Raw genomic sequence first — 11,344 nt, 5'->3', positions numbered from 1 at the left:
GGGCGGTCAGGCCGCGAGGGTGAGGCGTTCGGTGGCGACCGGCGTGCCCGAGCGGCAGGCCCAGGGCGAGCAGCCGTCTGCATCGCCGGCCTCCAGTTCGGCGTCGGCGATGGCGTCGAAGACGTCCGTCTGGCGCCCGGCCCACTCGTGTGCGCTGACCCGGTCGATGGGCGCCTGGTCCAGCGGGCGGCGGCTGCGGTGCAGGTACGCCTGGCCGAGCAGCGGGGTCCCCTCTGCGGTCGCCCGGGCGTTGCCGCTGCGGATCGCCCGGTCGAACGCCACGACGTCCTGCCACTCCTCCGGGGAGCTGTCGCGCAGCGCCCGCCACTGGGCGTTGCCGTGGTAAGGACACCCCAGACAACTCGACTTCGGGGTCGACGCGAAGCCGCGCGAGCGCAGCAGCCGCAGGCAGTCCGCCCGGGTGAGGCCCTGCTCCAGCAGGGGGAAGCGGTTGTTCATGTAGGCGACGTCGGCGTCCTTCGCCCGGTGGACCTCGTCCACCGAGATGCCGATCCACTGCTCGACGAACATCCCGCGCGGCACCCGCTGCGGGTAGGGGTGGCCGAGGAGTTCGCGGACCTTCTCCTTGATCGGCCGGATTTTGTACTGACCGGTACATTGCCTACGTGACATGCCCTCACCGCCGTCGGCGTTGAGGATGTGCAGCGGCATCGACGCGAAGCGCTTGCTGGGGTCGAGGGCGTCGTCACGGATGTTGCCGGAGGAGACGCGCAGGATCGGGATCCCGGCCGGGGCGGAGACCTCCCGCTCGATGCGCTCCAGGTGGTCGTAGACCGAGCGGGGCTCCCACCCGGTGTCCGCGAAGATCGCGGCATCCAGGCGGGGCAGGTGGCCCTCGGCGGCCAGGAGCAGCAGCACACTGCTCTGAACCCCGGCACCGAGCGAAAGAACACGCAGGACAGGAGGGGAAGTTGTGGTCACGGGATGGTCCTTGGAGGGGAACAGGCGCACGCGGCGGGAACGCCCGGAGAAGAAGAGGGGAAGGGCGGCGGCGCCGGCCGGACGGTCTCGATCGGCGCCGCCGGGCGGGCGGTCAGGCCGAGAGGGTGAAGCCGTCCTGGCTCTTGGCGAGGGCGCGCGCGGTGATGGCCTTGGTGGCGCGGGCGGAGGCCGGGCCGATCTCCTTGACGGAGCGTTCCTTGTACCAGGGGCGGAGGTCCAGCATCGCCACCCGCATGCCGGTGGCGAACAGCAGCACCTTGCCCTTGGGCAGCGCCCGGATCTGGTCCGGCGGCAGGATCCGCTCGGTGCGCATCGAGACGGAAGTCGACTTCCCGCCGTCGGAGTTGGAGACGGAGACGGTCTGCACGTCGTGCTCGCCGATCTGCCGCGACAGCTTGTCCGCGAAGTCGGCGTCGTCGATACCGCTGCCGACGATCTTGACGGTCGCGGCGGACCACAGGGCGTCCATCCCGGCCTCACCCCAGCAGCGCTGGCCCTGCCGGTAGGACTGCAGGATCGTGATCGGGATGACCCCGCGCGATCCCAAGTGCGAGTACAGATCCGGGAGATCCGAGATCCGGCATACGTTGGCGGCCTCGTCCAGGACACACAGCGCGGGCGGGTCGAGCCGTCCACCGCTGCGCTCGGCGACGATGACGGCGGAGCGCATCACGGCGTCGGCTGCCGCCGCGATGATCGCGCTGGCGGAGCCGCCGCCGTCCTTGCTGAGCAGGAACAGCGTGTCCCGGGAGGAGGCGAAGTCGAACGGCTTGAACTCCGGCAGACCGGGCGAGGGGGTGACCCACGCGGCGATCTCCGGGTCCAACAGGCAACTGGCGTACTGGCGGCTGGTTTCGTAGATGCCGTCCCTGGTCTCGGTGGCGCCGGTGACGGTGCCCTGGAGCTGGGCGGCGACGGCGTGGTGGCCGGCGTCGGCGAGCAGGTCGACGGGGGTACGGTCGGCCGGGGAGGCGAGCCAGGCCAGCACGTCGGTGATCGGGCGCCGGTGGCTGGCCGCAGCGAGGAACAGTGCGCCGAGGGTGTTGGCGGCGGCGGTCGACCAGAAGTCGGAGCCGCTGGACTCGTCCACGGACGCTGTGACGAAGTGCCCGGCGAGCCGCTTCGCGCCGGCGAGGTCGCGGGCGTCCGCCAGAATGTCCCACCACATCTCACGGGGATGGTGGGCGATCTGCTGCGGGTCGAGCGTCCAGACCGTGCCGACCTTCGCCCGCGCGTCGAAGCACGCGGTGAAGGCGTCGTTCGCCGCCTTGTTCGACGTGAGCAGGACGGGGCCAGGCGCGGCGAGGATCGCCGGGATCGCGATGCCGGACGTCTTCCCGGAGCGCGGCGCCATGATTGCGACCAGGACGTCCTCCCAGGAGGCGCGGACCTCGGCCTTGCCGGGCGAGAGGGTACCGACCAGGATGCCCCGGTCGTTCGGCTCAACCTCTTTTACAATCCCGGCCGTTCAGGCTCGGGCGCAGGTCGCGCGCCTTGGCGGTGACCTCCTTGTCCAGCAGCGGCGCCAGGTCCGCCTTGCGGGCCAGGCCGGTCTTCGCGCCGCCGCGGTGGCGCGCCCACAGCACCAGGGCGGTGGTGACGAGGACGGCGGTGAGCACGCAGGGCACGACGCGGGCGCCGAGCAGCAGCGCGGTGGAGCCGAGGTGCGGCCACAGCGTGTCGGGGTGGAGCAGGGCGTCGGTGGCGCTGAAGCGGGCCCACGGTCCGCTGCCGACCAGGGCGTTGGCGGCGTTGCCGGTCAGCCAGGCCAGGGAGCCGAAGGCGAGGGCGGCCCCGAGGACGCCGAACAGGAGGTAGAGGAGCGCGTCGGTGCCGATGGTGGTCGACGGCGCGCTGGTGCGCGGGGAGGGCAAGGCGGTTCCAGGTGGGTGCGAGCGGGTGGGGGCGGGGCGCGCTCGGCTCTCGAACGGATCTGCACGGGTTGCTGCCTTTCAGCGCGGAGTTCAGCGGGTGCGGCCAGTGGAGGTGCGGGGCGTGGTCGGTGGTGCGGCGGCGGGTACCTGGCCGGGACCGGTCCTGGTGACGGCGGGGGAGGTGAGGAGGGCGGCGGCGGTGCGCTGCCGGTCCGGGACGGCGGTGTCGTTGCCGACGTAGCCGACGACCAGGTCCGGCTCGATGGCGACCCGGTACCCGAATTCGTCGAGCAGGCCGGCCGCGGCGGATGCGGCGAGTCGCTGGTCGGGGTCGGGTCGTTCGGCCGGGAGGTTGTAGGAGGCGGGGTTGCCGGGGTCGGGCGGGGCGGTGAAGCCGAACTGGCGCAGGGTGCGGTCGATCAGGCCGGGAGCGTCGGTGCGGCAGTCGGCCCAGACGAGCCCGTCACCGCCGCGGTAGAACTCGACGTCGGTGCCGTAGGTGTCGGCCAAATTGCCCATGGGGAAGGTCCTTCGAGGATCGCGAGCTGGTGATGGGTGGGTCAGCGGTGGTGGCCGGTGGGCGGGGCCATGGCAGGTGGTCCGGCCGGGGGCGCCCCGGGCTCGGCTCCAGGGCTCGCGGTACGGCGGGCGGCGGCACGGGGCGAGTAGGAGACGGCTGCCTGCTGCTGGGTCGCCTCGGCGTCGGAGGGGCCGTGGCCCATGACGTCGTGCAGCAGCTCCCGGGTCCGCTTGACCTGGACCATCTCGTGGTGGCGCGGGTCGCTGAGCGCGGTCGGCATCGCGGTGATGTCGCCGACGACGGCCTCCAGCTCTTCCTGGGCGTAGACCAGCATGGAATGGACGGAGGCCAGGCGCGTCCACAGGTCGAAGGCCGCCACGTAGGGGTCCGGATAGTCGAAGTTGAGCCGGGCCCGGGCCCAGTCGGCGCTGGCGGCGACCGGCTCGGTCAGCTGCGGCAGCGGGCCGACCAGGGCGCCGGTCGCCTCCTCGACGATCGCGGCGACCTCACCCGGGTCCGCCGTCACCTCCAGCCGCGCGATCATGCCGGGCAGCGAGTACGGGTCGGCGGCAGGGGGCGGGAAGTACCGGACCTGCAGGGGCGGGCCGGCCTGCGGGCCGTGGGCGAGGGCGATGTTGTGGCGCATCGCGGCACTGACCGCCTTGCCGATCGACGAGTAGTGCTCAGGCACCGCACCCACCCCCGGCCACGGTGGAAGCGCCGGTCACCGGGTGCGTCCCGTCTGCCGGGGCACGACCGTCTGCGGGGGTGCGGCGGAGGGCGGGGTGGAGGTGCTCACGCCTCGGGCGGTGACGGCGGGGGAGGTGGCGCGGGCCGCGTCGGCAGTGGCGGAGCGGGACGCGGTGTGAGCACCGTGGGACTGGGCGCGCTGCACTTCGTCGAGCAGGCCACCCAGCTCGCTCTGGGCGGCGGAGACGAAGTCGGCCGCGACCCCGAGACGGTCGGAGAGGGCGTACTGCTCGGGGTCGAGGTCGGTGGCCTGCTCGGAGGCGGCCTCCAGCATGTCGTGGACGCGGTCCAGGATGCCGCCGTCGGGGTCGAGGACCTGGTCGAGCGCTTCGGCGAGTTCGCCGAAGCTGGACGCGCCGCGGATCCGGTCGGTGACCTCCAGGAGCTGGGCGTCGGGGACGGAGAGAAGGTGCCGGTCGGCGGGGTCGCCGGGTAGCGCGGTGTCGAGCCGGGGGTCGAGGTCGACGTCGTAGCGGGCGGCGCGCAGCATCTCGGCGGCGTGGGTGGCGATGGCGGCGCGGTCGGCCGGGGCGGTGGTGGTGGGCAGCCGGTGTCGGCGGCCGTACCAGTCGCTGGTCTCGCGCAGTCCTGCGTGCTTGAGCAGGGTGGCCGCGAGGTCGTCGTAGGCGCCCCTGGCGACGACGCTGCCGCTGGGTTCGAGGCCGATGGCGATCGGTGGGGTGGGCATGCGGTAGTCCTTGGCGGTGGTGACGGAGGGGACGGAACGGACCAGGTGGCCGAGGTCGGCGGCGATGCGGTGGCACTCGGCCTGCGCGTGGAAGGCGTCCCGGTAGGTGCTGTGGATGGAGCCGTCCTCGCGGACGACGGTGGCGACGATGTGCACCGAGCGGTCGAGGTTGCGGATCGCCGCCCAGCGGCAGCCGTCCGGGTCGCCCTCGGGGGCGAGACCGGTGACGGTGACCAGGCGCCGGGCGACGTCCGCCCACTGGGCGTCGGACAGATCGGGGTGGCGAGGGTCGGAGCGCACCGAGCACAGCCATACCGGCCGCTCGGGTGCCCGGGTGCCGATCCGGGCGGCCGGTGCGTCCAGCACGCCACCGCCCAGGACCTCCCGCGGATCGCCGAACAGCGGCAGCTGCTGGTGGGAGCCGCGGTAGTCGGCCCCGATCAGCCGGGGCCGCAGCCGAAAGCGCGGAGCGTCGTGCCCGTACAGGACGGGGATCAGCGCGGCCGTGCTGGTGGCGCGCTGCAGGTGGGCGATCACGACAGTCCCCTCTCGGACGGCGGCTGCCCGGCGATCGGGCTGACGAGGGAAGGATCCGCAGATCCGGTGGTTTGGCCGGGCCGCCTGGTCCGTGATAGCGAGCGGCGGCGAGGCAAGCGAACGGCGTGGAGGGGGAAGAAAGTTGATGCTCTTCCCGCGTCGGTCCCGGGTCAGACGAAGGGGTTTTCGGTGGGCCGGTCGGCGGCGGTGGCGGCTTCCAGCAGCTCCTGGAGGTCGCCGGGTTCGGAGGCGCGCTGGTCGATCCACCAGCCGGCGCGGGTCACGGTGCGCGCCTGCTCCTCGACCTGCTCCCAGTCGGTCTCGGGCATGCCCGCCTCCAGTACGAGGGTGGTGTAGGCGGCGGCGAGCACCTGGTGGCGGCAGCGCACGCCCCAGGTGATGCCCCGCTTGGTGCCCTCCAGCGGCGGCATCCGGTACCGCTTGGACCAGGCGTCGGATTCGGCCTGCTCCTCGGCGCGCTTGGCCGCCAGCCATGCGGCCTTGTCGGCCTCGTCGCCGTCCTTTGCCGCGCGCCAGCAGTCGGTGCACTCCTGCCGGGACAGCCAGTCGGCGTAGCCGGCGCGGCGGTCGGCCGGGCGGTCGCCGAGGTCGCGCTCGCTCTCGTGCCCGCACGAGTGGGCGATCGTCCAGACCTTCTTCACTGCCATGAGTTGCTCCTTGCTTCTGGGGGGAGGGGGTTCAGCGGCTGCGGGCGCCGGCGCGCTCGGCGGACACTGGCGCGGCGGCGGCGGCGGTGGCGGCGGCGGCCGACCGGGCGGTCGGGGCCGGGGCGCCGGGGGACACCTGGGCCCGGCCGCGTTCGCGGGTGTCGGCCCTGCGGGCGTGGACGTCGGCGGCGAGGTGGCGCTGGACGGCGACGTTGTACCGGCCGTGCTGCAGCTGCTCGTTGGCGGCGGCGATGGCGTCGAGTCCGGCCTCGCGCTCCACAGTGGGGGCGAGGTAGATGTCGAGGCCGCGGGTGTGGTGCCAGCCGGCCCGGGTGAGGAACGGTGCCGGGTCGATCGGCAGGCCGTCGCTGACGGCGGCGACGATCCCCAGGTGGGGGTGTTCGCCGAAGACGACGTCCGGCTCATCGCGGTGGCGCAGGGTGGTGCCGGGCACGTCGAAGTCGGGCTCGGTGCCCACCTGGTGGCCCATCGTGCGCAGCGCCCGCACCGCTGCTCGGGCGCGTTCTTGGCCGTCGTGCTCGGGATCGGTGAGGGTGAAGAAGCCGGGCCGGGTCGGATCGGGCTCGAAACCCAGCGCGGGTAGGACCGCGTCGGCGACTGGCTGCGGGAGCAGGCCAGGGGCGGCGTAGACGTCCGGGCGCTGGTGGTGGCGCCAGACCACGAAGTCGGGGGCTCGTTCGCCGGTGGTGGCTGGAGTGGACACAGCGGATCTCCTCGAAACCGGGTGGAGGGTGGTCAGCGGGCGCGCGCGAACGCGGCCCGGGGGTCAACGGCGGTGGGCGGCGGTCCGCTCGGGGCTGCCTTCGCGGTGGGTACCCGTCGGGCTGCCGGGCTCCTGAGCAGCGCGGCCTCGTCGGTGCGGTACGTGCGCGCGGTGGGCGTGGCGGTCGACCTGGGCGATGCTTCGGCCGGCGGTTCGGGGCTGGCGTTCAGCGAGAGGTCGCTGTGGACGGCGTAGCCCGCGCCGTCGAGGACCTTGATCGCCCACCGGAGACGGTCCGGGGCATCGCGGTGCTGCTCGGTGAGCGCGTACAGGTGCGGGTGGTCGGCGATGCGCCGGAACTCCAGCCGCTCCAGCATCCACGCCGCCGCGGCGGACCGGGTGGGCAGGGCGGCGACGACGCCGTGGTCGGGGTGGTGGCCGAGGACGACCTCGGGCTGCGGGGAAGGGTTGGGCATGGCGGGCTTTCCGTACGGGGGTCAGCGGGTGCGGCTGGCGGGGCGGTCGGCGGCCGGAGGTGGGGCGGCGAGGAGCGCCTCGACTGGGTGCCCGGTGAGGGTGCGTTCGGAGGCTGGGGAGGAGGCGAGGGCGGCGACCACCCGCGGGTCGTGCCCGCTCGCCGCCGACCGGGCCGCGGCCTGGGGGTGCGCGGCGTGCCGGTCGGCGAGGTCCCCCCGCAGCGCCCGGATCTCCCGGACGTAGCTGTCGGTGCGGTTGGCGATTTCGCGGAGGCGGGCGGCGTAGTGCGGATCGGAGGCGGTCGAGTTCAGTCCCTCCCACCAGGTGGCGGTCTGGTGGAGCACGTCGACGGCCTGGTCCAGCACGCCGTCGCCGGGGGCGGTCAGCACGCTGAGCGCGGCCACCACCTCCTCGGTGTGGCCGGCCTTCGTGATCTCCTTGCCGAGGCGGGCGAGCGAGCGGGACGGGAGGGTGGCCTGCTCGGCGGTCCAGTCGGTCAGGTCGGCCGGGTAGTTGACGCCGAAACCCTCGGCCCGCAGGTAGTCAGCCGCCCGGGTCACGGCCGTGCGGCGCTCGGCGGGATCGAGCATCGCGGCCGGGAGCCGGTGGCAGGCCACACCGTTTTGGGTGGTGGGGACGAAGCCGGCGCGGTGCAGCAGCGACTCGGCCCGCACCAGCCGCTCCCGCGCCTCCTGCTCGGAGGGGACACCGCGTCGGTCGAGGTGCTCGTTGATGCAGGTCAGCAGCGGCCCGGTGTCGGTGCCGTGCTGGTGGTGGGGGCGCCCCGGCTCGCTGTTGTACAGGGTGTTGAGTTCGCCGTCGGCCTCAATCCAGCTCGCGAACCAGCCGTTCTGCGGACCTGTCCGTCCGGGCTCCTGGTAGTCGGCGTACCGAGGGCCGACGAGCAGGAAGCTGCCGTCCGGTAGGTGCGCGTCGATGTAGTCGCCGGGGTCGAAGTCGATGGTGTAGTCGACGCCCCGGGCCGCCAGGAGAGTGGTGATCGGCTCGAACGTGCCGCCCGGCAGGTGGCGGCGGGTGTGGGCGGTGACCTCGAAGCCGGACTTGGAAAACGTGACGGGCTGCATGGCGGTGCTCCTACGACGCTCGCCCCTGCGAGAGCGGGGGCTGGGGTGTCGATGGTCCGGAGGATCCGCGGTTTGGCCCGGCCGGAGGAGCGGTGGTAGAGCGCCGCGTCAGCGAGCGGGGCGGCGACCGGGCGCCGGCGCTCCGAGACGGACCGGGGAAGAGGAGAGCGAGGCGGCCGGGGACGGCGTCCGGGTGGGACGGGCGGGGGAGCGGCTGAGGGCGGCGGCCAGCCGCTCGCTCTGGTCGGCCAGTTCACCGGCGAGACCCTCGTGGACGAGGTGAAGCTCCTCGCCGACCTCGGTGATCCGCTCCGCCAGGGCATCCAGCTCGGCCCCGTACCGCCGAACGCCGTGGTCCTGGCACCACTGCGCCGCCACGCTCACGAGCTCGTGCAGTCGGCTGACCGCACCGAAGTCGCTGCCCACGAGCTGGTGGAGTACCTCCGGGAACTCGCCCGCATCGGCGGAAGCCAGACGCTGGACGGCGTACTCCTGCCCAGCCCTGTCGGCCGGCCGAAGTGGTGCGGCCGACGTGCCGGGCCGAGAGAGGACTTCCTCGTGCGCCCGATGACCCAGATCGGTCATGAGTGGATCTCCTTGGCAGTGGGCGGTCAGCGGGTACGGCGTGGGGCAGTGGCGGGTGGCGGTGCGGCTGCCGCAGGTTCCGGGGCGGTACCGAAGCGGTGCCGGCCGCGGGCCACGGCCGCCTGGACCTGCTTGTCGCGGTTGGGCGCGGGGCGGCCGATCCGCGGCGTGAGGTCCTGGGCCAGCACGGCCAACGACATGACCGGGACCCACGGCGTGCGCGACCACGCCTCGTTGTTGCGCATGTCCTTGGCCGAGGCGCGGATCCGGGTGGTGGCCGGGTCGTCGCTGGCGGTGCGGGTGGCGAGGACTTCCCACCGGTTGCGGATCTCGCGGATGCCGTTGAGTGCGTTCTCGGCGTAGTGGAGCCGGCGCAGCCGGGGGCCGAGGTCGCGGTCGAGGCGGTCCTCGGCGGTGGTCACCGCCCGGATGCCGGAGATGAGGTGGGGGCCTTGGTCCGCCAGGACATCGAGGTGGCGCCAGGCAGTGCGGTCGCGGGCCGCCGCGGACTCGAAGATGTCGGGTTCCCCGAGGTGCCGGGGGTTCGGCGGCAGGACGTAGGCGACGCTCAGGTCGTCCAAGGCGACGAGGGCGTCTTCCACGGCGATGGTTCGTGCGTGCCAGGCGGCCCGCTGGTAGGCGGGGGCGAAGCGCTCCTCGACCTCGGCCGCCAGCGCGGCGGGATCAGTGCCGGCGGAGAACTCCACCGGCTCCGGCGGCCTCGCCGCCCAGAAGTCCTGGTCCGCGGGAGCGTCGTCGGGCCGCCCCGCACGGAGCAGGACCGGCCCGTCGGGGTGCGGCTGGACGACCAGCAGGCGCTCGCCGCGGGGGCCGGCGAGGGCGAAGGCGCTGTGCGGCGCCCTGGTGCTGGTCCACTGCGAGGGGTGCCGGTCCCAGAGCCGTCCCGCGAGTTCGGCCAGGTCCCGTCCGGGGTTGAGCCGGCAGGGCTGGGCCGACCAGCCGGGCAGGTGCGCGGTCAGCGCGGCGGCGAGCGGCGGGGGTGGAGCCGGCGGGCCGGGTCGTTCGGGCAGGACACGGCCGGCCTCGTCGAAGTAGACCTTGGCCTCCCAGTGGTTGGGCAGTGTGCTCCCGCGCTCGCCCGTCGGGCGGAAGACCGCGAAGGAGTTCTGCAGCTCGCCGTCGAGGTGGCTGGTGTGGGCGGACACGAGTTCCCAGTCGGGGTGGGCGCGATCGTCGCCGTTGCGGCGGGCGGCGAGCAACTGCTCGAAGGCCGCGAAGTCGCCCTCGGCGAGGTGGGCATGGTCGAGGAAAGACTCGGCATCGTTGGTGGGCATGGGTGTTCACAGCTCTCGGAGGGTGTTCGGTCCGCGTGGTGTCAGCGGGTGCGGCGCACCGCCGCCGGGGAGGCCGCCGCCGTGGGGGTGCTCTGGGCTGGCCCGGCCGGGTGCGCGGTGGCGGTGCGGGCGAGCGCGGCGATGGTCCGGCGCCGCTCCTCGCCGAACGGGGTGTTCGGCAGCGCCCGCCCGTCCTCGCTGAAGTCCATCTCGGTCCAGCCCAGCGGCACCGACCGGGTCATCTCGTCGGGCGGGACGGCCTGGAAGACGCCGGTGGTGTGCGTCCAGCGCCCCTTCTCGTCCGTGCCGTTGATGGCCATGATCAGCCGCCAGTTGTCGTCGTGGCCGCTGCCCCGCTCCACGCGCTGGGCGGCGATCAGGGACTCGAAGGCGGCGAAGTCCTCCTCGACGAGCATGGAGTGGGGGATCTCGGCGCGTTCCACGCCGCGGTCAACAGGCATCTCATTCCTCAATCAGCTTTGTCGGCAGGGTGGTTGGCTACGCGGCCATGCGGAAGTCGGTGTCGTACAGCGCCTTCTCGCGCGGGTGCAGCAGGTGCTGGACGACGAACGACAGCCCGGCGACCTTCCACAGGCCCCGGCCGCGGGGCAGGGCGGCGATGGCCTGGGCTTCGACGCCGGTCAGGCCGAGCAGGGTCATGGACGCCTGGATCTGGTCGGGTTCCTGGCGGTAGATGATGCGGGTGCTGCAGTCGGCGAGCAGGCCCTCGGCCAGGACCCGGCCGCGCGATCCGGCGTCGCCCGCGGCGAGCAGGTCAGAAAGCCGGTGCAGGACCAGCAGGTTGGCGATGCCCAGGCCCCGGCTGAGCTTCCACTGCTGCTGCATGCGCTCCAGCAGGCCGACGTGCCGCATGATCCGCCACGCCTCGTCGTAGATCACCCAGCGGCGCCCGCCGTCCGGGTCGGCGAGCGCCGCCTCCATCCACGCGCTCGCGCAGGTCATCGCCAACACGAGGGCGGTGTCGTCGCCGCTGCTGCCCAGGCGGGACAGGTCGATCGACAGCATCGGCGCGTCCGGATCGAAGGCGACGGTGGAGGGGCCGTCGAACATGCCGGACAGGTCGCCGTGCACGAGCCGGCGGAAGGCGTGCGCGAGGTCGCCGACGGCGAGCCCGGCGCCCTGGTCGCCGAGGGCGGCGTCCAGACGCTCGGGGCGAC

At 73.6% G+C, this 11,344-nt stretch carries 11 protein-coding genes and 2 pseudogenes; all 13 read right to left on the bottom strand.

Annotated features, from left to right (window positions below; genetic code table 11):
* Nucleotides 1-6: 6 nt before the first annotated feature.
* On the bottom strand, nucleotides 7-876 hold the full coding sequence (locus ACFUEL_RS24970; RefSeq protein WP_380238986.1) for a hypothetical protein: 870 nt from the start codon (nucleotides 874-876) through the stop codon (nucleotides 7-9).
* Nucleotides 877-1,054: 178 nt separating this feature from the next.
* A pseudogene (locus tag ACFUEL_RS24965) lies at nucleotides 1,055-2,837 on the bottom strand (type IV secretory system conjugative DNA transfer family protein).
* 90 nt (nucleotides 2,838-2,927) lie between these two features.
* Complete coding sequence (locus ACFUEL_RS24960; protein WP_380238985.1) at nucleotides 2,928-3,356, bottom strand: hypothetical protein; 429 nt, start codon at nucleotides 3,354-3,356, stop codon at nucleotides 2,928-2,930.
* 41 nt (nucleotides 3,357-3,397) lie between these two features.
* A complete protein-coding gene (locus ACFUEL_RS24955) occupies nucleotides 3,398-4,048 on the bottom strand; it encodes a hypothetical protein (RefSeq protein WP_380238984.1) in 651 nt (216 codons plus the stop codon).
* Between the two features lie 33 nt (nucleotides 4,049-4,081).
* Nucleotides 4,082-5,332 (bottom strand): hypothetical protein, encoded by a 1,251-nt coding sequence (locus ACFUEL_RS24950; RefSeq protein ID WP_380238983.1) that lies wholly within the window; start codon nucleotides 5,330-5,332, stop codon nucleotides 4,082-4,084.
* A gap of 170 nt (nucleotides 5,333-5,502) precedes the next feature.
* Complete coding sequence (locus tag ACFUEL_RS24945) at nucleotides 5,503-6,000, bottom strand: hypothetical protein (protein WP_380238982.1); 498 nt, start codon at nucleotides 5,998-6,000, stop codon at nucleotides 5,503-5,505.
* 31 nt (nucleotides 6,001-6,031) lie between these two features.
* A complete protein-coding gene (locus ACFUEL_RS24940; protein WP_380238981.1) occupies nucleotides 6,032-6,724 on the bottom strand; it encodes a hypothetical protein in 693 nt (230 codons plus the stop codon).
* A gap of 32 nt (nucleotides 6,725-6,756) precedes the next feature.
* Nucleotides 6,757-7,200 carry a hypothetical protein gene (locus ACFUEL_RS24935; RefSeq protein ID WP_380238980.1) on the bottom strand — a complete coding sequence of 148 codons (444 nt, stop codon included), beginning with the start codon at nucleotides 7,198-7,200 and terminating at the stop codon, nucleotides 6,757-6,759.
* A 21-nt stretch (nucleotides 7,201-7,221) separates the two neighbouring features.
* Nucleotides 7,222-8,286 carry a hypothetical protein gene (locus ACFUEL_RS24930; RefSeq protein WP_380238979.1) on the bottom strand — a complete coding sequence of 355 codons (1,065 nt, stop codon included), beginning with the start codon at nucleotides 8,284-8,286 and terminating at the stop codon, nucleotides 7,222-7,224.
* Between the two features lie 108 nt (nucleotides 8,287-8,394).
* On the bottom strand, nucleotides 8,395-8,871 hold the full coding sequence (locus ACFUEL_RS24925) for a hypothetical protein (RefSeq protein WP_380238978.1): 477 nt from the start codon (nucleotides 8,869-8,871) through the stop codon (nucleotides 8,395-8,397).
* Nucleotides 8,872-8,897: 26 nt separating this feature from the next.
* A complete protein-coding gene (locus ACFUEL_RS24920) occupies nucleotides 8,898-10,166 on the bottom strand; it encodes a hypothetical protein (protein ID WP_380238977.1) in 1,269 nt (422 codons plus the stop codon).
* 41 nt (nucleotides 10,167-10,207) lie between these two features.
* Nucleotides 10,208-10,627, bottom strand: coding sequence for a hypothetical protein (locus tag ACFUEL_RS24915; protein WP_380238976.1), 420 nt, complete (start codon nucleotides 10,625-10,627; stop codon nucleotides 10,208-10,210).
* Between the two features lie 37 nt (nucleotides 10,628-10,664).
* Nucleotides 10,665-11,344, bottom strand: a pseudogene (locus tag ACFUEL_RS24910) (ATP-binding protein); the annotation flags it as partial.

Source organism: Kitasatospora sp. NPDC057198 (assembly GCF_042670125.1).
Lineage (GTDB): Bacteria > Actinomycetota > Actinomycetes > Streptomycetales > Streptomycetaceae > Kitasatospora.
Note: the sequence above shows the minus strand (reverse complement) of the source record. Positions and strands in the feature narration are given on the sequence as shown.

Coding starts and splice junctions, on each gene's coding strand:
- ACFUEL_RS24960 (WP_380238985.1), bottom strand. CDS start 3,356: ATGGGCAATTTGGCCGACACCTACGGCACCGACGTCGAGTTCTACCGC.
- ACFUEL_RS24945 (WP_380238982.1), bottom strand. CDS start 6,000: ATGGCAGTGAAGAAGGTCTGGACGATCGCCCACTCGTGCGGGCACGAG.
- ACFUEL_RS24935 (WP_380238980.1), bottom strand. CDS start 7,200: ATGCCCAACCCTTCCCCGCAGCCCGAGGTCGTCCTCGGCCACCACCCC.
- ACFUEL_RS24930 (WP_380238979.1), bottom strand. CDS start 8,286: ATGCAGCCCGTCACGTTTTCCAAGTCCGGCTTCGAGGTCACCGCCCAC.
- ACFUEL_RS24925 (WP_380238978.1), bottom strand. CDS start 8,871: ATGACCGATCTGGGTCATCGGGCGCACGAGGAAGTCCTCTCTCGGCCC.
- ACFUEL_RS24920 (WP_380238977.1), bottom strand. CDS start 10,166: ATGCCCACCAACGATGCCGAGTCTTTCCTCGACCATGCCCACCTCGCC.
- ACFUEL_RS24915 (WP_380238976.1), bottom strand. CDS start 10,627: ATGCCTGTTGACCGCGGCGTGGAACGCGCCGAGATCCCCCACTCCATG.